Annotated in this window: 25 protein-coding genes and 2 tRNA genes; 9 read left to right on the plus strand and 18 right to left on the minus strand. The window is 33.8% G+C overall.

Features of this window, described 5'->3' with window-relative positions; genetic code table 11:
- The first annotated feature begins 2 nt into the window (after positions 1-2).
- The 5 genes from H7350_RS06140 to H7350_RS06160 are packed head-to-tail and all read left to right on the plus strand — an operon-like array spanning position 3 to position 4,884.
- Positions 3-290, plus strand: a complete 288-nt coding sequence (locus H7350_RS06140) for a riboflavin synthase subunit beta (RefSeq protein ID WP_204345022.1) — start codon at positions 3-5, stop codon at positions 288-290.
- A complete protein-coding gene (gene mutL / locus H7350_RS06145) occupies positions 290-2,149 on the plus strand; it encodes a DNA mismatch repair endonuclease MutL (RefSeq protein ID WP_204345023.1) in 1,860 nt (619 codons plus the stop codon). The genes H7350_RS06140 and mutL overlap by 1 nt, the downstream gene beginning before the upstream one ends.
- Before the next feature lie 10 nt (positions 2,150-2,159).
- Complete coding sequence (locus H7350_RS06150; RefSeq protein ID WP_204345484.1) at positions 2,160-2,984, plus strand: rhomboid family intramembrane serine protease; 825 nt, start codon at positions 2,160-2,162, stop codon at positions 2,982-2,984.
- A complete protein-coding gene (locus tag H7350_RS06155; RefSeq protein ID WP_204345024.1) occupies positions 2,981-3,859 on the plus strand; it encodes a rhomboid family intramembrane serine protease in 879 nt (292 codons plus the stop codon). The genes H7350_RS06150 and H7350_RS06155 overlap by 4 nt, the downstream gene beginning before the upstream one ends.
- Before the next feature lie 5 nt (positions 3,860-3,864).
- Positions 3,865-4,884 carry an endonuclease/exonuclease/phosphatase family protein gene (locus H7350_RS06160; protein WP_204345025.1) on the plus strand — a complete coding sequence of 340 codons (1,020 nt, stop codon included), beginning with the start codon at positions 3,865-3,867 and terminating at the stop codon, positions 4,882-4,884.
- 1 nt (position 4,885) lies between these two features.
- On the opposite strand, the gene H7350_RS06165 is transcribed toward H7350_RS06160, so the two are convergent.
- The 17 genes from H7350_RS06165 to H7350_RS06245 form a co-directional block, all read right to left on the minus strand.
- On the minus strand, positions 4,886-5,194 hold the full coding sequence (locus tag H7350_RS06165; RefSeq protein WP_204345026.1) for a DUF6122 family protein: 309 nt from the start codon (positions 5,192-5,194) through the stop codon (positions 4,886-4,888).
- Positions 5,194-5,814: a WbqC family protein gene (locus H7350_RS06170; protein WP_204345027.1), complete on the minus strand. Its 621-nt coding sequence runs from the start codon at positions 5,812-5,814 to the stop codon at positions 5,194-5,196. The genes H7350_RS06165 and H7350_RS06170 overlap by 1 nt, the downstream gene beginning before the upstream one ends.
- A gap of 20 nt (positions 5,815-5,834) precedes the next feature.
- A complete protein-coding gene (lepB, locus tag H7350_RS06175; RefSeq protein ID WP_204345028.1) occupies positions 5,835-7,418 on the minus strand; it encodes a signal peptidase I in 1,584 nt (527 codons plus the stop codon).
- Between the two features lie 63 nt (positions 7,419-7,481).
- The gene (dapB, locus tag H7350_RS06180; protein WP_204345029.1) at positions 7,482-8,183 is read right to left on the minus strand and encodes a 4-hydroxy-tetrahydrodipicolinate reductase; all 702 of its coding nucleotides are present in this window, start codon (positions 8,181-8,183) and stop codon (positions 7,482-7,484) included.
- Positions 8,184-8,186: 3 nt separating this feature from the next.
- On the minus strand, positions 8,187-8,786 hold the full coding sequence (locus H7350_RS06185; protein ID WP_204345030.1) for a DUF5683 domain-containing protein: 600 nt from the start codon (positions 8,784-8,786) through the stop codon (positions 8,187-8,189).
- Positions 8,776-9,675, minus strand: a complete 900-nt coding sequence (locus H7350_RS06190; RefSeq protein WP_204345031.1) for a ParB/RepB/Spo0J family partition protein — start codon at positions 9,673-9,675, stop codon at positions 8,776-8,778. The genes H7350_RS06185 and H7350_RS06190 overlap by 11 nt, the downstream gene beginning before the upstream one ends.
- On the minus strand, positions 9,675-10,439 hold the full coding sequence (locus H7350_RS06195; protein WP_204345032.1) for a ParA family protein: 765 nt from the start codon (positions 10,437-10,439) through the stop codon (positions 9,675-9,677). The genes H7350_RS06190 and H7350_RS06195 overlap by 1 nt, the downstream gene beginning before the upstream one ends.
- A 115-nt stretch (positions 10,440-10,554) precedes the next feature.
- Positions 10,555-11,388 carry a hypothetical protein gene (locus H7350_RS06200; protein WP_204345033.1) on the minus strand — a complete coding sequence of 278 codons (834 nt, stop codon included), beginning with the start codon at positions 11,386-11,388 and terminating at the stop codon, positions 10,555-10,557.
- A gap of 86 nt (positions 11,389-11,474) precedes the next feature.
- A complete protein-coding gene (locus tag H7350_RS06205; protein WP_204345034.1) occupies positions 11,475-12,641 on the minus strand; it encodes a hypothetical protein in 1,167 nt (388 codons plus the stop codon).
- 17 nt (positions 12,642-12,658) lie between these two features.
- A complete protein-coding gene (gene scpA, locus H7350_RS06210) occupies positions 12,659-14,782 on the minus strand; it encodes a methylmalonyl-CoA mutase (protein ID WP_204345035.1) in 2,124 nt (707 codons plus the stop codon).
- Positions 14,779-15,387, minus strand: a complete 609-nt coding sequence (locus H7350_RS06215; RefSeq protein WP_204345036.1) for a hypothetical protein — start codon at positions 15,385-15,387, stop codon at positions 14,779-14,781. The genes scpA and H7350_RS06215 overlap by 4 nt, the downstream gene beginning before the upstream one ends.
- 3 nt (positions 15,388-15,390) lie before the next feature.
- A complete protein-coding gene (locus H7350_RS06220; protein WP_204345037.1) occupies positions 15,391-16,050 on the minus strand; it encodes a hypothetical protein in 660 nt (219 codons plus the stop codon).
- 10 nt (positions 16,051-16,060) lie between these two features.
- Complete coding sequence (locus tag H7350_RS06225; protein ID WP_204345038.1) at positions 16,061-17,422, minus strand: methylmalonyl-CoA mutase subunit beta; 1,362 nt, start codon at positions 17,420-17,422, stop codon at positions 16,061-16,063.
- Positions 17,415-17,720: an FtsB family cell division protein gene (locus H7350_RS06230; RefSeq protein ID WP_204345039.1), complete on the minus strand. Its 306-nt coding sequence runs from the start codon at positions 17,718-17,720 to the stop codon at positions 17,415-17,417. Before H7350_RS06230 ends, H7350_RS06225 begins: the two co-directional genes overlap by 8 nt.
- Positions 17,720-18,328 carry a uridine kinase gene (gene udk, locus H7350_RS06235; RefSeq protein ID WP_204345040.1) on the minus strand — a complete coding sequence of 203 codons (609 nt, stop codon included), beginning with the start codon at positions 18,326-18,328 and terminating at the stop codon, positions 17,720-17,722. Before udk ends, H7350_RS06230 begins: the two co-directional genes overlap by 1 nt.
- A gap of 50 nt (positions 18,329-18,378) precedes the next feature.
- The gene (locus H7350_RS06240; RefSeq protein WP_204345041.1) at positions 18,379-18,834 is read right to left on the minus strand and encodes a c-type cytochrome; all 456 of its coding nucleotides are present in this window, start codon (positions 18,832-18,834) and stop codon (positions 18,379-18,381) included.
- Positions 18,831-19,937 carry a PQQ-dependent sugar dehydrogenase gene (locus H7350_RS06245; protein ID WP_204345042.1) on the minus strand — a complete coding sequence of 369 codons (1,107 nt, stop codon included), beginning with the start codon at positions 19,935-19,937 and terminating at the stop codon, positions 18,831-18,833. Before H7350_RS06245 ends, H7350_RS06240 begins: the two co-directional genes overlap by 4 nt.
- A gap of 125 nt (positions 19,938-20,062) precedes the next feature.
- Here H7350_RS06245 and H7350_RS06250 point away from each other — a divergent pair.
- The 4 genes from H7350_RS06250 to H7350_RS06265 all read left to right on the plus strand — a co-directional run bounded on the left by H7350_RS06250 (position 20,063) and on the right by H7350_RS06265 (position 21,558).
- Positions 20,063-20,137, plus strand: a tRNA-Pro gene (locus H7350_RS06250).
- A 9-nt stretch (positions 20,138-20,146) separates the two neighbouring features.
- Positions 20,147-20,220: transfer RNA gene (locus H7350_RS06255), tRNA-Arg, on the plus strand.
- Positions 20,221-20,334: 114 nt separating this feature from the next.
- Positions 20,335-20,811 carry a hypothetical protein gene (locus H7350_RS06260; RefSeq protein WP_204345043.1) on the plus strand — a complete coding sequence of 159 codons (477 nt, stop codon included), beginning with the start codon at positions 20,335-20,337 and terminating at the stop codon, positions 20,809-20,811.
- A gap of 309 nt (positions 20,812-21,120) precedes the next feature.
- Positions 21,121-21,558 (plus strand): hypothetical protein, encoded by a 438-nt coding sequence (locus tag H7350_RS06265; protein ID WP_204345044.1) that lies wholly within the window; start codon positions 21,121-21,123, stop codon positions 21,556-21,558.
- On the opposite strand, the gene H7350_RS06270 is transcribed toward H7350_RS06265, so the two are convergent.
- Positions 21,559-22,737: a THUMP-like domain-containing protein gene (locus tag H7350_RS06270; protein WP_204345045.1), complete on the minus strand. Its 1,179-nt coding sequence runs from the start codon at positions 22,735-22,737 to the stop codon at positions 21,559-21,561.
- Between the last annotated feature and the right edge of the window lie 5 nt (positions 22,738-22,742).

Genomic DNA, 22,742 nt, shown 5'->3' on the forward strand with positions numbered 1-22,742 from the left:
TCATGGGAATTTTAAACACACGAAAAAATAAGAGATACAGTTACCAGCCTCGTTATTATAATGGCGAAGGAAGTCCGTTTGAATTAAAACATAAATTCGATGATTATCGTGTAACTGCTGGCAGTAATAAAGGATTAAAAACTAAATTCAACAATGCCATAAGTGATTATAAAACTAATAATGATACTACTGGAGCTAATCGTCGTGTACTATATATCATAGCGGCTTTAATTCTCGTATTTTTATTTATTATCGATTTCGATTTATCCATATTCTCCTTTAAACGCTAATGTCAGACATTATTCAATTGTTACCAGATCATGTTGCGAATCAAATTGCAGCAGGTGAAGTTGTACAACGACCAGCTTCGGTTGTAAAAGAATTACTTGAAAATTCTATCGATGCTGGAGCAAATACCATTAAATTAATTATCAAAGATGCAGGTAAAACACTTATCCAGGTTATTGATAATGGAAAAGGAATGACAGTGACAGATGCTCGCCTGAGTTTTGAACGCCATGCGACATCAAAAATTCGTTCTGCTGAGGATTTATTTTCTATAAACACAAAGGGGTTTAGAGGTGAGGCGCTCGCTAGTATTGCAGCTATTGCGCATGTTGAATTAAAAACAAAGCAAGATGGTGACGAATTGGGAACCCTTATAGAAATTGAAGGTAGTACTGTAAAACATCAGGATGTTACTGTAACACCTAAAGGAACATCCTTATCCGTCAAAAATTTATTTTTTAATATTCCGGCACGACGTAATTTTCTGAAATCTAATAATGTTGAACTCAGACATATCATTGATGAGTTTCACCGCGTAGCTTTAGCACATCCCAATATTGCCTTTGTCATGTATCACAACGGAAGTGAAAGTTTCAATCTTCCAACGAGCAATTACAGACAACGTGTAGTTAATATTTTTGGAGGAAAAACAAACGAAAAGTTAGTTCCTGTTGAAGAGGAAACAGAAGTTTTAAAAATTTCCGGATTTGTTGGTAAACCCGAATTTGCAAAGCGAACCAAAAATGAACAGTTTTTCTTTGTTAATGATAGATTCATCAAAAGTGCCTATTTGAATCATGCGATTAATTCGGCTTATGAAGGTTTGATTAAAGATGGGAGTTATCCGAGTTATTTTTTGAATCTGACAGTCGATCCAAAAACGATAGACATCAATATACATCCTACCAAAACCGAAATTAAGTTTGATGATGAGCATACCTTATATGCCATTTTGCGATCTGCAGTTAAACATAGTTTAGGGCAATTTAATATTGCTCCAGTATTGGATTTTGATCGGGATAATAATCTGGATACACCTTATGATTATAAAAATAAAGGTGTGTCATCGCCATCAGTAGAAGTTGATCGGAGTTTTAATCCTTTTCAGGAGGAGACCAGAACGTCAAAAAGCAATCATATTGGAGCGTCCTATAAAAAGGAACCAGCAGCGCAATGGGAAAGTTTGTATGTTGGATTAGAATCGAAAGGCACAAAAACAGAACGTCATTTTAGTGAGGTTGAATTTGAAAGCGAATCGGAAAACACCTCTTTATTTTCCGAAGATAAACTAGTCGAAACTACACAGACCACATATCAACTACTCAATAAATATATTATTAGTACTATAAAATCTGGAATGATGATTTTAGATCAGCATCGTGCGCATCAAAGGATTTTATATGAAGGGTTTCTAAAACACCTTACGATCAAAGAAGCTGTAAGTCAGCAATTACTTTTCCCGTTAACCTTAGAGTTTTCACTATCTGAAATGGAATTGCTATTGCAATTAAAAGAAGATTTAGAGCACACAGGATTTGTGTTTTCAGCATTTAAAGATAACACTATATCTATTACAGGAGTGCCAGTAAACGTTCCTGAAAGTGAAGTCTCCATTATATTAGAACAATTAATAAGTGATGTAGAACAAGAAGTGCCTGATAGTAACTATAGTGCTACCGATTTATTAGCAAAATCAATGTCAAAAAGTTTGGCAATTAAAACCGGTCAATCATTAACCAAAATAGAGCAGGAGCATCTAGTAAACAGTTTATTTGCTTGTAAAGAACCTTCAGTGTCTCCAACAAACAGAGTGACATTTATTACAATGAGTGTTGATGATTTTGATAAAAAATTTATGTGATTAATTTATGATGAGAGGTATAACTGATACAGTAAAGCATTTAATCATTATAAACGTTGTCATGTTTATAGGGACAATTGCTATTCAAAATGGTGCATTGTTTAATGCTTGGTTCGCTTTATATTTTCCCGAAAATAATTTATTTCAACCCTGGCAAATATTTACCCATATGTTCATGCATGGTGGCGTTACTCATATTTTATTTAACATGTTTGCGCTATGGATGTTTGGTACTGCAGTCGAAACGCAATTAGGTTCTAAAAAATTCTTATTTCTATACTTATCAGCTGGATTAGGAGCTGTTCTTTTTCAACTGGCTTATTATTACTACGACTTTTATTCAGCATATCAGAGCATTGCAGATTTAAATATGAGTTCTGAACTGATTCATAGTATAGCTAATATTAATGCCAGTGACGGGATGTTTATTAGGGGAGAATTGTTCGAGCAAGGATTATATCCCGTTTTAAATGAGTTCAATTTTAATAGAAGCCTTATCAACCAACAAGTATTTGATGCTTTATTTGATATGAATGTTACATCAAACTCAAGAATGGTTGGAGCTTCGGGATGTATTATGGGTATTTTAGCGGCTTTCGGAATGATGAATCCTGAGGCCAAACTAATGCTAATATTCCTGCCAATACCTATTAAAGCTAAGTATTTTATCCCTGGAATTATCCTATTGGATATTATCTCTGCTTTAACTGGTCAGTCTTTTTTCAGTCCAAGTAATACAGCTTATATGGCTCACGTTGGTGGTGCTATCACCGGATTTTTAATTATGTGGTACTGGAAAAAAACACAGTTTAATAAAAACCGTTGGGATCGATGACATCTTTAGCATACGATATAAAAGATAAGTTAAAACGCCTTAACGTTTTTGAGAAGATCATGGCACTAAATGTTTTGGTCTTTTTCGTTGGCTGGTTACTGCAAGTTATTAGACAGATACCAAGATCTAGCACACTCAACTGGTTAGAGTTGCCTAGTGGCTTTTCAGATTTTATTATGAAACCATGGGCACTAATTACTTACGGGTTTACGCATTACGACCTATTCCATCTGTTGTTTAATATGCTTGTACTGTATTTTGTGTCACGAACAATGGTAAATTTGTTTCCTACGAAACAATCACTAAGTGTTTATTTTTTAGGTATTATTTGTGGCGGACTCACTTTTTTATTAGTAAATGCAGTCATACCATCGCTTTTAGTTGATAAGGTTACCGTTTTAGTTGGCGCATCTGCTGGCGTAAATGCTCTACTTATTTTCGTGTGCGCTTATATGCCTTATCGTGAAGCCCAGTTTTTTATTATTAAAATTAAATTATGGTACATTGGTGTAGCTATTGTTGTATTTGATTTAATTGGCTTTTTTAGTGGTATCAATCAAGGAGGTCGAGTTGCTCATCTTGGAGGTAGTTTGTTGGGTTATATTTATGCAACACAACTTTTAAAAGGAAAAGATATCGGTAAGGGGTTTTCGAATTTAATGGACACTGTTACGAATTTATTTAGTCGGAAACCAATACTTAAGACCGTTCATAAGAATAAAAAGAAACCATTTGCCGGCCATAATAAAGACGAATTTAATGAGTTTAATAATCAGAAAAAAGTCGATCTTATTTTAGATAAAATAAGTAAAAGTGGTTACGACAGTTTAACTAAAGAAGAAAAAGCATTTTTATTTAAATCTGGTAAAGATTAATCCATATGCGTAAACTAAAAGGTTTTGAGAAGCTTATGTTTGTTGTCAATTCATTGATGGCATTTGCATTGCTGCTATCTTACCTTTTACCATATTTAGAACCAAAGCAATTTGCTTTTCTCTCTGTGTTAAGTTTGGCGGTTCCTTTTTTAATTCTGGTAAATCTACTTTTTGTTTTATACTGGTTACTAAAAACAAAAAAACAATTAATACTATCAATTTTAGTACTCGCTATCGGATATAGTTATGTCTTTTCGTTGTATAAATTTTCAGCTTCTAAAAATGTAGATGACCTTCAGAATTTTTCAGTAATGAATTATAATGTACGCTTATTTAATGCATTTAACTGGATTGATGATCCCAATTTAAAACAAAATATTTCTGGTTTTATTTCTGAAAAGCGTCCCGATATTTTATGCATGCAAGAATACAGACCAGATGATGACATTGTTTTAAACGGATATTTTAAGTATGAAGAGCTTTCGGGTAAGAAAGTTAAAAACGGACAAGCTATCTATACCAGATTTCCTATTATAAATTCTGGATCTATTGAATTTCCAAACACATCTAACAATGCTATTTTTGCCGACATTGTAAGAAACACCGATACCATTCGTATATATAATGTGCACTTACAATCTTCAGGAATTGATCCTACATCTGAAAAATTTACTAAGGAAAACTCTGAAAACTTATTTAAACGGGTGAGTTCAACATTTAAAATGCAACAGTCTCAAACTGAACTATTCTTAAGTCATAAAGCCCAGTGTCCGTATCAAATGATAATTTGTGGCGACTTTAATAATACTGCTTATTCGTACGTCTATAAAGAAATAAAAGGCGATTTAAAAGATGCGTTTGTTGAGGCTGGTAATGGATTTGGTCGTACTTACGACTTCAAGTTTTTTCCTGTACGAATTGATTTTGTCTTGGTTGATAATGGTTTTGATACAAATTCATTTAAAACCTATGATGTCAAATATTCTGATCATTATCCAATAATGGCCAAAGTAAAACTTAAATAAACTACATCATCCAGCAATCTACCTGATCGGCTATAATGTGAATTACCAATCCTAAACCTATCAGTCTGGTTTTCTTTATAAGAGTTAAAACCATATATACACCAATAGCATAATAGGAGTGTAGTGGGTGAAAATTAATACTACAACGATTAGAATCAAATAATGGTGTTGCCAGAAGATGGTCTAAATCAATCAAAAACGTGCTTAGCATAATTAGGTAAGCCAATTTCCAGTTCGTTTTAAAAAACAGCAAAGCAACTATAAGCGGCAATAAAAAGTGAATGCCATAATGTACGAATGGTTGTAACATTATAATTGTAAATTTTGAGCTTCCAGGTATAGTTCAGTGTTTGGCCCTTCATTAAACAAGAGATCTAGGATACTGAGATTAGAAATAAATCCATGTTTCTCATCAAATACTTGAGCATAAGGCTTAAAAACCTGCTTGATTTCTTTTCTGCTGCTGGCTAAGCCTCTGGCATCCAATATCGCATTTGGGTTCATGTCGAAGCGCTCTGTTGTTTTATAGCTAAATGCCAACTGTAGACATTCAAAAATGCGTGAAATACATTTTAAATTAAACTCCATTATCGATGTCGTTTCCATTTCAAATAAAGGTATTAAATCATCAATATAGAACTCATAAAAAGGGGAGGTTCGATAAGCAGACTCTAAAGATTTTAGATGTTGTATTTGCCAGTTTTCCGTATTAAATATGTCAACGTCACGATACAACTGACGATTTCTTTGAGAATACACCACAGGTACGTTTAAATCTAATTTACCATTGGCTGCATAAATAGATGTCCGATTTCTATAGGTCTGCTTCTGATAGTTATCACAAGTTTCAAATACGATATGGTCTGCTTGTAACATTGCAACAAAATGTGCAATGTTAGGAAAGTATGTTGGATGTAATAATACGTCCATTTGAAATTCAGATATAAGTGCTATTGCGCCTCCTTTTTCTTTTTACGCCATTTATTAAAACCAAACCACGCAGCCAGTAATATCAAAAATGGAATTAAATACGATACAGGCTTTCCGGAGCCACCAACGGTTGTAAACCAGCGTTCCCAACGCGGATTCCTAAGTCCGTCCCAGCTCATCCAGATTAAGACAGGTTTTCCAACCACATGATCGAAAGGCACAAACCCCCAACCACGTGAATCGATTGAATTATTACGATTATCACCCATCATCCAGTAATAATCTTGAGTAAACGTATACGATGTACTTGGTTGTCCTTCAATCAAAATTTGATTTCCATTGGTAGTTACTTTCTTGTTTTCGTATTCTGAAATCAAGCGTTTGTATATTGGAATGACCTCCATATTAAGTGCCACAGTTTCCCCTTTTTTCGGAATGTAAATTGGTCCGAAATTATCATAATTCCAGTTATAGCTTGAGTTATGAGGAAAAACTCTTTCGTCTCTTGTTCCTTTTTCCGTAGTACTCTTGGTGATACTTACTACGTTAGGATGATTTTTAAAACGTTCTAAGGCTTCATCGGTAATGGCAGAGAAGTAGTAGGTTTTTCCATCGTTTAAAAGAATGATTCGATCTGTAATATCGTATCTGTTTTTTAATTCTACAGGATTAAACGTTCTGTTTTTAGCCACAACATAATAGCTAAATTGAAGTTTAGCACGATCTGGTAATTCATTTTTTTGTCCGTTAATATAAACATAACCATCTCTAACTTCCAGAGAGTCTCCAGGCACACCTACACAGCGTTTTACCAGATTTGTCTTCTTATCTATAGGCTTATAATAGTTACGATCGGGATTAAAATCATCCATGTTAACCAAGGTGTCAGCAGGCTGATTAAAAACTACAATATCGTTACGCTCGATAGATTCAAAACCAGGAAGCCTCATATAAGGCAACTGTGTTTTGTTAATTAAAGATGTATTACGCTTATCATAATTATCATTAAACAGATACGACTTGACATTAGCAACAGGAATGGTATCATGTACCATAGGCATTGCTACAGTAGTCATTGGCACTCTTGCTCCGTAATGAAATTTACTTACAAATAAGAAATCACCAATGTATAGCGATTTTTCCAGAGATGAACTTGGTATCGTAAAAGGTTGAATGAAATACGTATGTACAATTGTTGCTGCAACGATGGCAAATAAAATAGAGCTTGTCCAGTCACCAGAACTAGATTTAGGATCTAAGTCTCTGTTTTCAACATAAGTTACGTCAGCAACATAATTGAGATAGAAATTATAAAAGCCCAGACTAATAACAGCTAAGAAAGTGTCCATATACTGGTTTTTTCCAAAACTTCTTGCGGTCTCAACCCAAACCACTGGAAGCATAATAAGGTTGACAATAGGAACGAAGAGCAATATAGTCCACCACCAAGGACGGTTTATAATTTTCATTAAGATGACTGCGTTATACACAGGAATAAAAGCTTCCCAAGCTTGGCGACCAGCTTTTACGTATAATTTCCATGTACCAATTCCGTGAATGATTTGGATGACTAAAATAAAAATTAACCACTGAGTAATTGTCATATCTATAATTTGATTTTTTAGTAAGTTGAGCCGTTTTTAAAAACGTTACATTTTATTAAACTATTAACTAATATTTAGGACATCTTTCATTGTAAAGACACCTTTTTTATCATGAACATATTCGGCAGCAACCACTGCGCCTAAAGCAAATCCCTCACGACTATGAGCTGTATGTTTGATTTGTATGCTATCCACTTCAGAGTCGTAATTGATTTCATGAGTTCCAGGAACGTTTTCAATACGTGTTGCTAAAATACCAATCTCATTTTGTTTTGGAGCATCTAAAGTCCAATTTTTATAGTCCGTAGCTTCAATAATACCTTCTGCAAGCGTAATTGCAGTACCACTTGGCGCATCTAACTTTTGGGTATGGTGAATTTCTTCCATACTCACATTATATTGCGGTAAGCCTTTAAGAAGTTTAGCTAAGGTTTTATTAAGTTCGAAAAATATATTAACACCCAAACTAAAATTAGAAGCGTACAAAAATGTACCCTGTTCTGCATGGCATAACGACACGATATCTTGATAATGGTCAAGCCAGCCAGTTGTTCCAGAAATGACAGGCACATTATTTTTAATACATTCTGAAATATTAGCAACTGCAGTTGTAGGTAAACTAAAATCTATGGCAACGTCAATAGCGTCAAGCGAAAAATTTTCAGTAGTACTAGATACTTTCAGAATAATTTGATGACCACGATCGACAGCAATTTTTTCAATGGCTTTGCCCATTTTTCCGTAGCCTAAAAGTGCAATATTCATTCTTTAGAATTTAAAATTGAGGGTAAGTCCTAAATTGGTATTGTTTTCCATTTCGTTGTACTTGAAATGTGGTCTTAGAGATAAATCCTCATCGACGTTAAACTGCAATAAGTGTGCATCGACATTAGCGTCAATAATATTAAGCGCATAGGCACCAATAGCAATAAGTAATGCCAACTCTTTATTTCTTCGTAATTGCTTTTGAGCGTTTATGAGTCCGTCGTTTGTAATATTCGGAAATGGATCACCTTCAGACGCTTGAGGGAAACCAGACAAACGTCTTTTATAAGCGTCACGATATAATTGGTAATCTTGATCATTTTTCACATACAGATACACAGGAATACCAATAGCAGCATACACAAGTGGGATTTTCCAGTATTTTTTATTGTAAGCCTGACCTAAACCTGGTAAGATGGCAGAGTAGAAGGCTGCTTTTGAAGGCGCCAAAATATTAATTGGGTCACGCTTGTTAAGGTTAACAGTATCTTTAACAACGATCATATCTGTACTCACTTCATCAGTAGTGTTTTCATCTTGCGCATGTACTATGCTGATGAAAAAAAAAGATAAGAGAAGGCTGTATACTAATTTATTTAGCACGTTGTACCAGTTTTTTTATACGGTTAAAATCTTCTTCAGAATGAAAAGGAATAGTGATTTGTCCTTTTCCATTCTTTGACAATTTAACGCCAATTTTATGCCCAAAGTATTCTGAAAATTCTTTTATGCCTTTTTTAACAAATTTAGGAAGTTCCTCAGGTTCAGATGGTTTTTTATCTGAAGGGTTGTTGTAACTCTTCACTAAAGCTTCAGTAGCTCTCACCGATAATTTATCGGTAATAATCTTTTCGTAAATATCTAACTGAAGGTTTTGATCCTCAATGTTAATTATGGCACGACCATGACCCATAGAAATGAATCCATCTCGCATACCCGTTTGGATAATCGGGTCTAATTTTAATAAACGCAAATAGTTAGCAATTGTAGAACGTTTTTTACCAACACGTTCACTCATTTGCTCTTGTGTTAGTGATATTTCATCAATCAGACGCTGATAGGAAAGCGCTATTTCAATAGGATCTAAATCCTGACGTTGAATGTTTTCAACCAAAGCCATTTCTAATGATTCCTGATCATTAGCAATTCTGATATAGGCTGGTATTGTTTTTAATCCGATTAACTTAGACGCTCTGAAACGGCGTTCACCAGACACCAGCTGAAACTTATTAAATTCTAATTTTCTAACGGTTATAGGCTGAATTACACCTAATTCTTTAATAGAAGATGCTAATTCCCGTAAGGTTTCTTCATTAAAATTGGTACGCGGTTGAAATGGGTTGATTTCAATCACGTCGATATCTAAATCAATGATATTTCCAATTATAGTATCTGCATGCTTATCGTTTGCAGATTTTATATCGTTAGAAGGATCTTTTAACAATGCAGATAAACCTCTGCCCAATGCTTGTTTTTTGGTTGCCTTCGCCATTATGCGTTTTTATTTATGATTTCTTTTGCTAAACTTAAATAATTTGTTGCGCCTTTACTGCTAACATCATATTTAATTATACTCTCGCCATAACTTGGTGCTTCGCCAAGCCTTACATTTCGTTGTATAATGGTATTAAACACCATATCACTAAAGTGTTTTTGAACTTCTTCAACAACTTGATTTGAAAGACGCAAACGCTGATCGAACATCGTTAACAACATGCCTTCAATATCTAAATCTGTATTGTGTATTTTCTGAACACTTTTTACAGTATTTAATAACTTCCCTAAACCTTCTAGTGCAAAATATTCACACTGGATTGGAATGATCACAGAATCTGATGCTGTTAGCGCATTTAATGTTAACAGTCCAAGAGATGGTGCACAATCGATTAAGATGTAGTCATAAGCCGACTTAAGATGAGAAATCGCTTTTTTAAGCATATATTCTCGTTCATCTTTATCTACTAATTCAATTTCGATAGCGACCAAATCTATATGAGATGGTATAATGTCTACATTAGGAGAATCGGTTGTGATAATTGATTCTTCAGCCGAGGCTGTATGTTCTAATAACTGGTAGGTTCCAATTTCAACTTGCTCTACATCAATACCAAGACCTGATGTTGCATTGGCTTGAGGATCTGCGTCTATAAGCAATACTTTTTTCTCTAGAACGCCTAACGATGCTGCTAAATTGACTGAAGTTGTTGTTTTACCAACACCTCCCTTTTGATTGGCAATTGCAATGATTTTACCCATTAAATGATTTGGTTTAATTGAATGTAAAAATACAATTATTTACGAGTTTTGGAAACCCAAGTTGTTAACAGTTCTTAAAGTATTCAGATAAGTGTTAAAGCAAGAAAATAAGCCATTATAATTCACGAAAGTAGGACTTGACGATTTTTTTAAAATGACGATTTAATTTGCGCTTCATTTTTTGATTAGAAATGGGTTTTTCATAATCAAAACCATTGAGAGAAATTATTGTTTTGCCAGAAACTGGACTTCGTAATGATATATCTGCATTTCGCAATGTATCTTGATTAATAATAAACGCTTTGATAGTGTAATAGTTTAAACTGTCTTCAGAAAAGCCATAACGATTTTCGTTAATCTGGTTGTAATTTGTGTCAGCTTTAATGTTAAACCGTTTTAATTTCTCCAGAATTTCAGCTTGCGACATATCTAATTTAAGATCACAATTATGACACTTAAAATTACTATCAGTATGAGTGATGTAATATTGTCTTCCTGGTGTTTCAGAGATTAAAATAAATAAAGTTAAAACAAAGATGTATGCCGAATTGAAACGGGTTTTAATTTGAAAATATTGAGGATTCGTATTAATTTTTGTTATAATGTAATAAGCAATCGGTAACATGATTAATGCTATATAATCGGTATAATCCACAACTCTTGATGTTTTGATAAAAGCATAAGTATTATATAGAGCTATGGCATTAGTGGATAAAGAGGATTTCCAAAACATAAAAAGAACTGCAGATAGCACTAAGTTGAATTTAAGATGCTTTGGGTTGCAGTAAGTAATGATTATGGGAAGTATTAGCATTCCGGCGAAATCAGATAATTTGCCTGTTAACCAATTTGAATATTCCCATTTCAGAATATGATCATTTAGTACCAGTACGATGAGACATCCAATGAAAATATAATTTAGAAGTAAGTGTCTTCTTTGAAATTTCATAGTATACACAACGTAACAAATTCAATATTATTGGAGTCATGCAGATTTCAATATGTCCTCTTGCTTATGAACTCAAGTTATATGAACTAATCTTTTGAAAAATTGATAATATACGACGCCTTCAAAGCAATTATACTGTTGTCAATTTCAAAGGTGTTATTTAAGAAAATAGTGTATTTCTCTTTGGATTTTGGTTGGTAAAGTAAAGCTAATTCAAATTGCCTGTTAAATTGAACACCAGCTTCAATACCAAAAATAAAACTTTTACGTGTTCCTTCTACATCTCTAAAAATAGACTCCTCGTTTTTTACTAATTCATAATTTGTATAGTTAATTCCGAAATTAGCACGAGCAAAAGGATTTAATTTTCTATCACGTAAAAAATAGTATGTTGGGGATACGTTGATTAAAAAATTAGCTCTGCTAACATCATAAAATTCAACCTCAAATTCTGGAGCTATATTATACGATACTGAAATGTCAAAATATAAGATATCTCTCAACTGGTTAAAGTAAGTAGGAGACACATTAAAACTTACAAAAGCACCATAACCTACGTTATTAGATTTAGTACTTTCATTTTGAAGAAAAGGAATCTGACTATCAAAATTATTGAAGGCTAAAGTGCCACCAAAATCTAGTGAATAAATACTAGGCTGTTTTAGGTATTCTTGTTCTTTTTTCTGTTTGTTTGAAAGCTGAAAACCGTTAGCATATTCTGGGCATTTGTTATAATTATTTGTTAACTGAATCACCATAGATTCGTTAATATCTTCTTTTTCTATCTGAGATCTAACTGAGATACAATCTTCAAAAATAAGAGAAAGAATTCCGGCATTGCGACTATTTTTTTTAGAACTTTTGAACGGCTCCAACTTTACAATTTTTGAATTTCTTGATTCATTTTGAATATAGAAATTTTTAGAATTTATATCCTTATAAAACGATGCTTTACCATCAACTATTAGAATAAACGGATGGATGTATCCTTCGACATTAAGTGTTTTGTAAAGGTTGCGTTTTGAATTTATTTTAAAAACAATATTCTCAGAATTGAAAAGATCTATGATTTCTCCACTATCAGAATATTTGAAGTTAAGCGAATTAGTGTATTCATTTAATTCTTCAGAAAAGAATCCTTTTTTAAACTCGCCATCAACAGAGACCTCTCCTGGAATAGTGAAGTTTTGAGAAAAGATAAAATTAATGCTAAAAGTAAATAAAAGGGCAAGAGCAAAGTAAGTTTTGATCATAAATAGTAGTTTGTTTTTTAATCAATTAAGATCTCTAAGATTTTGATTGCTGCATCACTAATTTTTGTTCCTGGACCAAATACAGCAACAGCACCAGCATCAAATAAATATTGATAATCCTGCTTAGGAATCACACCACCAACAATCACCATAATATCCTCTCGGTTGTAATTTTTAAGTTCTTGTATAACTTGAGGTACTAGCGTCTTATGCCCTGCAGCTAAGGATGATACGCCTAAAATATGTACGTCATTTTCTACAGCTTGTTTTGCAGCTTCTTTAGGTGTTTGAAATAAAGGGCCGATGTCAACATCAAACCCAACATCTGCATAGCCTGTTGCGACTACTTTAGCACCACGATCATGGCCATCTTGTCCCATTTTGGCTATCATAATGCGTGGACGCCTTCCATCTTGCTCTGCAAATTTATCGGCTAATTCTCTAGCTTTTTTAAAGCTTTCGTCATCTTTTATTTCTTTACTATACACACCAGAAAAGGATTTTATTTGTGCTTTATAGCGACCAAATTCAGCTTCTAAAGCATCACTTATTTCTCCGAGAGTTGCTCGCTCTCGCGCAGCATTAACGGCTAAAGCTAATAAATTTTCTTCGCCTGTACGTGCTGCTTCAGTTAATTTTGACAATGCCAGATTTACAGCGTCTGTATTTCTTGTCGCTTTTATATGATTTAAACGTTTAATTTGACCGTTTCTTACCGTTTGGTTATCAACTTCAAGTGTAGCTATAGGATCTTCTTCCTCTAAACGGTATTTATTTACACCAACAATAATATCTTGGGCAGAGTCAATTCTGGCTTGTTTTCGTGCTGCAGCTTCCTCAATTCGTAATTTAGGAATCCCAGCTTCAATAGCTTTGGTCATTCCGCCAAGTTCTTCAACCTCTTCGATAAGTGACCAGGCTTTTTGGGCAATATCATGCGTTAGTTTTTCAACGTAATAGCTACCAGCCCATGGATCAACAGTTTTGGTTATGCCTGTTTCCTCTTGTAAGAATATTTGCGTGTTTCTGGCAATTCGTGCCGAAAAATCGGTTGGTAATGCAATAGCTTCATCCAAAGCATTTGTATGCAAACTTTGTGTACCTCCAAAAGCTGCTGCAGCTGCTTCAATGGTTGTTCGCGCGACATTATTAAACGGATCTTGTTCTGTTAAGCTCCAACCAGAAGTCTGACAATGCGTACGAAGCGCTAATGATTTTTGGTTTTTAGGATTGAATTGACTCACTAATTTAGCCCAAAGCATACGAGCCGCTCGCATTTTGGATATTTCCATAAAATGGTTCATGCCGATAGCCCAAAAGAAGGATAAACGTGGTGCAAAGGTGTCAATATCCATACCTGCTTCAAGACCTTTTTTAATGTATTCTAAACCATCTGCTAAGGTGTAAGCCAATTCGATATCACAGGTTGCACCAGCTTCTTGCATATGATATCCCGAAATGCTGATACTATTAAATTTGGGCATATGCTTGCTCGTGTATTCAAAAATATCTGAAATGATTTTCATAGAAGGTGTAGGAGGATAGATGTACGTATTACGAACCATAAACTCCTTCAGAATATCATTTTGAATGGTTCCTGCCAATAGCTCTGGAGCAACACCTTGTTCTTCAGCCGCAACGATATAAAACGCCATAATGGGTAATACAGCACCATTCATGGTCATAGACACCGACATCTTATCTAAAGGAATCTGGTCGAATAGGATTTTCATATCCTCAACGCTGTCAATGGCAACGCCAGCTTTCCCAACATCACCTACCACACGTTCGTGGTCAGAATCATAGCCACGATGAGTCGCCAAATCAAATGCCACAGATAGGCCTTTTTGACCAGCAGCCAAGTTTCTTCTGTAAAAGGCATTACTGTCTTCAGCAGTAGAAAAACCTGCATACTGACGTATAGTCCAAGGGCGTCTAACATACATAGTCGAATATGGTCCACGTAGGTTTGGTGCTATTCCGGCAATAAAGTTTAAGTGCTCTACATCTTCAAGATCAGATTTAGAATATGAAGGTTTTACCAGGATGTCTTCAGCAGTTTTGAAAGACGGATTGGTATTGGCCTTTCTGACATTAGCCTTTGTATTGATTTTTAAATGTTGGAGGTTTTTTCTCGTCATTTCACAACTATTTTTTCTATAAATGAATTATAGTTTTTATTTGTGTTTGAAAATATATCTATTGAAAATGTCTTATAGTTTGATGAAATAAAATATACTGTATTGTAAGTGCTATAATCATTCTCATCTGTTAATCTGTATGCAGCCTTAAAAACTTTAGTTTTGTAAGTATCTGAATAACCAGCAGTTATTTTTTCACAATTCATATCAAATAACTCAGCATAACTATTGCAGGAACTTGATAGTATTCCCAAAATTTGAGATGATTCTTCTTTACTAAACGGTAAATATGATCCCATTTTCACGCTGATTAAAGTTGATGAGGCTAAGTCTTTAAAAAAATAAATATGTCCTTTAGAGTATTTTAAATAGTTAAATCGTTTTCTCTCAATTCGTTTTTCTTCTGAATCAGGCAAATTACTTATAACCTTATCGTATTCCTCTTCAGAAAATCTTTCAAAATAGGCAGGTAAAAAAAGTTTAATATTATCGTTATCTAGTTCAAAGTATTCTCCAACAACATCATTCTCTTTTTTCTTTACAGAAGCTTCTTTACAATTTGAAAAAATAAGACAAACTACTATAAAAATCAGTCTGAAATTCATTAATTAATGATTATGTCCATCATGAGATGAATGCTCTTTCAACCCGCTATTTTCCTCATAATTATCATCTTTAGATTGTTTGTTAAAGTCTACATCATATAATTTTCCGTAAAACAACTCTAAGGCAACATACGTTGCTAAATACTTATCATCTTTCATCCCGAAAGTTTTACGTTTTAATTGGTCACCAAACATACGTAGACTCATACTTTTTGTATCAATTAATGCATTATAGGTCTTGCTTAGTGGCTCATCTGCAATTTCATTTCCAATACACTTAAAAAGTGGATGGTTAAAATTTAAACGGCTACCATCCGGATTAGTAGTCCACAAGCTTTTATCTTGTTTTAAAGCTTCAAATACTTGTTTAGAATGTTCTGATACCATTTTAGGATAATCTGCAACACCAGTTAATGACTGACTTACAAACAGACTATAGGCTCTTGAATATATAGGTTTATCAGGTGTGTAAAAATTAAGAATATCATCTTCAAAAGCAAAGAGAGCCTCCTGAATCAGTGTATTATCAACACCATCACAATCGATGACTTGTGTTCGCGATGCGTGTTTATAATCAAGTTTTACTTTGTCTTGTTGAGACCCATCTTGTTTGCAATTAAAAAGGCATAGACCTATTGCTATGAGCGCTAATTTTATTTTCATAATTTTTAATTTATTCGGTTTTAAGTCGTTCTTGTTCTATCTTTTCGGCGAGGCGTTTTTCAATAATTGGTGCTATTAAGGTTTTAACTGGATTGGATTTTACAAAAGGATAAATTTCCAAATCCTGCTTCATTTTATCATCTGCATTCGGATGTTTATTGGTACCTAACAATACCAGTTCGCCAGTATCAAACTGTTGTTGTTCCTTTTGAGCACTTTCTTTTATTTTTTTCTGAATAGTGCCTTCTTTTAAATGAGATAGAAATCCACCACCTGCTTCAATAGCTTTAAATACGTCCAGAGCTTTATCAGAAAGCTGAGATGTTAAACTTTCAATATAATATGCACCATCAGAAGGATTATCAACCTTATCAAAATAACTCTCGTGTTTTAAAACCAGAAGCTGATTACGGGAGATACGTTCTCCAAACTCATTATCTTTATGATAAATCGCATCGTAAGGCATATTAGAAATTCGATTTGCACCACCTAAAATTGCACTCATACATTCTGTAGTCGTACGTAACATATTTGTATTGTAATCGTAAATTGTTTTGTTTCGCTTCGTTGGTGTTGCATGTATCGTACAAACGGCATTCATAGCATATTCAGTTGCCAAAGTTGTATGTAATACTCGTAGCGCTCTTAGTTTCGCAATTTCAAGAAAGTAATTGGTGCCGACAGACACATTATAAATAACGTTTAGGCTTTCTTTTTGGTTGTCATCAAGCAAGTCTTTAAAATGATTGAAGTACTCATTTAAATGCGCTAGGGCATAGGCTAATTGTTGCACTATATGAGCACCAGCATTTTGGTAAACGTCCAGATTAATACTGATGGTATTGGTTTGTTTGACTATGCTTTCAAAATGTTTATGATCGTCTTTTAAGTTATGGTACCAATTTCCGGTTTTTGCCAAATGCCCAATAATATCAACGGAAATAGTTATGTTTTCCGAAGAAGGGATTGTACTGATATATTCCGACGAAAGACATTGTAATTCCAGGGAAATAGGAGTCCTGCTAAGGTCTATTCCTTTTAGTAGTTGTTCAATAGAAACAGTTTCAGAAGGAATAATAAATTCAATAGTTTCGGCACCTCTGGAAATGGCATCAACAGCTTTGGCGTTAGATTTTTCAGTATTTGCCACATATATGGACTGGCAAATTTTAAACTCACTTGCCTTAGATTCTGGAATTTTCAGAACATCATCAAATTCATCAGCGTGATAAAAAGGCTTCACATCAATGCCTTCATTGGTGTGCCAAATTAAAGTCTTATTATAGTCAGCTCCCTTTAAATCGGCTTGAATTTTTTGCTTCCATTGTTTTGATGAGACTTCTGAAAACTCCTTAAATAATACTTTACTCATCTTTTTTCTCAAGGTTTAAGCTGTCTTCATATTCAATAATGTAAATGTCTTCATTATCCTTCTTCATATAATATTTTTCTCTTGCTAATTTCTCAACACCCTCGTCAGTACTCAGTTCTTTAATTGCCTTTTTATCTTTTTCAATTTCCTTTTTATAATAATCTTTTTCGTTTTCTAAATCTTCGATATCTTGATTTAATTCACGATGAATAAGTAACGAGTTTGAATCGATAAATAGCATCCATATCGCAAAAACGATAAAAACAATCACAAATATGTTCTTTAAGTACTTGAGCATTAATTTAATTTTTCGTTGATAATAGTTTTTACTATATCAACTGCAACTGTATTGTATTTGTTGTTTGGTATGATAATATCTGCATACTCTTTCATAGGTTCAATAAATTGCTGATGCATTGGTTTAAGTGTCGATTGATATCGACTTAACACTTCGTCTATATCACGCCCACGCTCAGAAATATCACGTTTTAAACGTCGTATTAAACGTTCATCACTATCGGCATGCACAAAGATTTTAATATCAAACATTTCCCTTAATTCTGGGTTTGTTAATATTAAAATACCTTCAACAATCATTACTTTTCTTGGATTAGTTGTAATGGTGTCACCAGTTCTGTTATGTTTTACAAACGAATATACAGGTTGATCAACAGGTTTTCCTTTTCGTAATTCTCCAAGATGTGCTTCAAGCAATTCGAAGTCAATAGATCGTGGATGGTCAAAATTTATTTTTTTACGTTCTTCAAAACTCAAGTGTGAGGTATCCATATAATACGAATCTTGAGATATCACGCCAACTTCACCTTCTGGTAATTCGTTAAGTATCTGATTTACAACAGTTGTTTTGCCACATCCTGTTCCACCAGCTATTCCAATTATGAGCATATTTTATATCTAAGTTTAACTTGAGCAAATTTAGTAATAATGATATAAAATCATTCTTCTATTTTTGAAACTTCTTTAGCGGTTATTAAATTAGAGTTTGAATTTCCCCAACTGTTGGTGATATAGTTCATAACATCAGCAATTTCAGAATCTTCCAGTCCTAATGGCGTCATTGTTCCGTTATATGTTATCCCATTTACAGTGATTTCTCCAGATTGTCCGTATTTGATTGATTTAATACTTTCAATACGATTATTCATAAGGTAATCCGACTTTGCTAAAGGTGGAAACGCTTTTGGCACACCTTTGCCATTTGGCATGTGACAACTCACACAGAAATCGGTGTAAATAACTTTCCCGCGTTTCATGCTTTCAGTTAAATCTGGATCTTGTTGCGTTTTAGATGCTATTGTCTCATCAACTTTTGAAATGTCTTGCTTTTTTTCTGAAGAATTACAAGAGACAAATAGAGCTACTGTTATTATAGTGATGACTTTTAATTTCATTTTGTTTTTATGAGTTTTACGATTCCTAGATTTTCAATTCCAACATAGATATATCCGTCAGGACCTTGGTTTACTGAACGTACACGCCCTAAACCATCAAGAAGACGTTCTTCTTTAACGATTTTTCCATCTTTAATATAACAGTTATCTAAGTACTGAAATTTTAATGAGCCTACCAATAAATTTCCTTTCCATCCTTTGTATTTATCGCTTGAAATAAATTCCATACCACTTGGAGCAATAGAAGGCACCCAGTAGTGAAGAGGTTGTTCCATACCAGGTTGAGCCGTTTTATCGGTGATTTTGGTGCCAATATAATTTACACCATAAGTAATTACTGGCCAGCCATAATTTTTTCCAGATGCAATAATATTGATTTCGTCTCCACCTTTAGGACCGTGTTCGTGAGTCCATATCTCACGGGTTTCTGGATGTATGACCATGCCTTGCGGATTGCGATGACCATAGGAATAAATAGCTGTTTTTGCATTTTTTTCACCAATAAACGGATTATCATCAGGAATAGAGCCGTCATCATTTAAACGATAAACTTTACCGCCGTCACGAGTGATATCTTGTGGATTTTCATCACGATTACCACGCTCCCCAATTGTAAAATACACATAACCTTGGTCATCAAACACTATGCGCGATCCAAAATGCTGACCTCTGGTTGTGTTTGGTGTTGCTTTATATAATACTTCTTTTTCAATCAAGTTATTATCCTTTAATTTGGCACGCATCAATGCTGTATGTCCGCCTTTTTCTTCACCTTCAGAAGACGCATAAGTCAAGTAAATCCAACCATTTGTCTTATAATCAGGATGAAGTTTTATATCTAGCAAGCCACCTTGACCACGATTGTAAACAGAGGGAACACCTTTTATTTCTGTTTTAATTCCATTCTTAAAATGAATAATTTTTCCAGCTTTCTCATTTATAAGCATTGAATTATCTGGCAGAAAGATAAATGCCCAGGGGTTATTTAGTTCTGAAACAACCACTTCATGCGAATGATTATTATTAATAGGTGTTTTGTCTTGAGCACAAGTTAAAAGACTTATCAAACTGATAATGAATACGGATTGACTAACAAATTTCATTAAAATAAATTTTATGCTTAAATTTAATAATAAAAGTTGTCAACTTTTAAAGAAAAGATATATATTTGCACCTCGAATTTTTAGAGAAATTAAATTTTAATTCCTCAAAAAAGTTGATAACCATTCGGGGTGTAGCGTAGCCCGGTTATCGCGCCGCGTTTGGGACGCGGAGGTCGCAGGTTCGAATCCTGCCACCCCGACACAATTGAGGGCTCTTAGCTCAGCTGGATAGAGCACCTCCCTTCTAAGGAGGCGGTCGAAGGTTCGAATCCTTCAGGGCTCACAGAATCCCTTTCATGTATTTGGAAGGGATTTCTTGTTTTTATTCAAAAATGAAACCATAAACAATTTAGCTATAAGTAAGGTGAACTATCTAAAAGCGAAACTAAAATTCTTATTGTCATATTTGAAGTCGGAATGGGATTTTGATGATTATCCTATTGAAACTTGGAAAAATCATAGTACAGAGCAAAATGATGTCGAATTTGGAGCAAGATTCTCCAATTGGTCAGGTCTATTCGCTTATGGCAACACTAAATATCAAGCTATTGAAAATTTAAAGATTCAGTTTATAGATTATAAAAAGAATCATCAAGAATTACCCAGACCCGGAGCCAACGTTCCTTTTGAGTTTGTTGAAAACGTACGAATACAAAACTATGAATCTATAGCTGTTGATTTTTTTGACAAGATTATAGGAATTGGTTTTTATAATTGCTATATCTCAGACTTAACGTCTTTACATGAATTTGATTTGGATTTGGAACCTACACTCAAGAAAATTGAGTCTGAATATGGTATAACACCAATTGATAGTGATTTATTTCTAGCAGACATTTTTGAGTTGATTCATAACAAAAAAAGCAGTTCATAACGTTTGTGATTCATTGTAATGCTACATAGGTATATGCAAAAGCTTTTAAACACTTTTTTAGCCAAAGATAAATTTGCTACATGTTTCGTGTAACTTGCTATATAATAATACATTAATTATCTAATCCTTTTAAAGCAATATGATTCTGAAAACACGTAGAATATCAGTGTTTTTGTAGTGTATTTCATCGGTGATTTTGATTTGCAAGTGTATTTTGTCGAGTATTTTAATCATTTAATCGATAAAATAGTTTGTTTAATTCAATTTTAGGATTACATTTGTCTACATATTTCATTAAACCCCAAATCGATGAAAAACCTACTTAAATACACAATTTTGTGTGCTGTTGTTATGACTACATGTTTTAATTGCTCAGTAGAATCTATTGAAAATGAGCAATTTGAAGAATCATTTCTCTTAGAAAACGCTATTGCACCAAACTCTCAGAATCCACCTTGTAGTGGTGTCGATCCACAAGCTAGAATTACTAATAACGGAAGTGTTGTTGTAACATTACAAATTGCAACTGCTGAAGGTGTAGTACTTCATACTGTACAAGACTTGGCTCCAGGTAATAGCTCTAGCTATTTAATGTTTGCTGAAGGTAATGTTATTTTTAATGTTGAAAAAAATACTACAGGACTAAGAGATGAAAAAGTTGTCTACACTATGAATCAGTGTATGAGCTTTGACTTAGAAGTCGATACAGACAACTATCTTACTGATGCAACTCCAGAAAGTCTTTAATTAGATTTTTGAACAAACAACTACAATTTTTTCGTTGTGAACATTTGTTGTAAAAAACAAGTAGTTTTGACTACCATCTTTTATACGATGCTTCTTACGAATTTGTTGTACAGTTTCAGGGAAATTTCTGGTTGTTATATTGGCTTTAGATAACCCAAGCGCTTTTAGGCTCTTTTTATTGTAAGCTAATACAGTTTCAATTTTAAACCTTCGGCCGGGAAAATCAACCAAATGATCACTAGTGTATAAATGCGAGTGTTGGTGTAGCTTCGAAAGCTTATAAGTTTCAGCCAAAGAATTAAAACCTCCAGATTTAAGAATAGAGGAATTAGGCTCATAAAGATATTGTAACGGTAACTCATAAGTCACAGATGCTTTAGATTCACCGTTTAATGAAAAAGAAAATACATCTTTTGTGTCCGCTAATATATTAACGGTTTTGATAGTAATTGTACTATCAAAACCGTTTTCTATTATCCAAATGAGCTCTTTAACTTCATTTTTTACAGCTACAACATGGATGTCTTTTACATACTGCAATTCTTTTATTCCAACTGAAATGTCCAATAGAGGAGATGTTTTTATAGCTATTGAATTACTATGCTTTAAAAGCGAATTTAAGTGCTTTGGCACATCTGGCAAACAGTCTTTTAAGAAAAAAACTTTCCCTTTTTGCTCATGTCGTCGCGACGGATCTATATAAATCCAATCATAGGTATTTTTTGACGCAAGTAGGTGTTCAATACCATTTGAGGCTATTATTTGAATGTTTGTAATACCTAATTGAATATTATTATGGGCAACAATCTGTGAGAGGTCCTCGTCAATCTCACAATGCGTTACAGTTTCAAAGCTTTTAGCGAAATAATAACAATCTACACCAAAGCCTCCAGTAAGATCTATTAGTGACTTTCCTGAGAGCAATTCTGATTTATATGCTGCAGTGATTTCAGATGAAGTTTGTTCAATATTAAGTTTATTGGGATAGTAAATATCTTTGTTAGCAAACCAGGTTGGCAACTTATTTTTGCTCTTTCCTTTGGCTTCGATTTGTTCAATAATTTCTAATGTGCTTACCGTTTTGAAGTTTGTGCCTTTGAGTATGAGTTTAGAAATATCAGCAGCTAGATTATTGGTAATAAAATCTTGAACTTCAGTATTTAAAATTTCAGTATTCAAAATAT

Origin of the sequence: Psychroserpens algicola (assembly GCF_014526325.1) — a bacterium.
Classification (GTDB): domain Bacteria; phylum Bacteroidota; class Bacteroidia; order Flavobacteriales; family Flavobacteriaceae; genus Psychroserpens; species Psychroserpens algicola.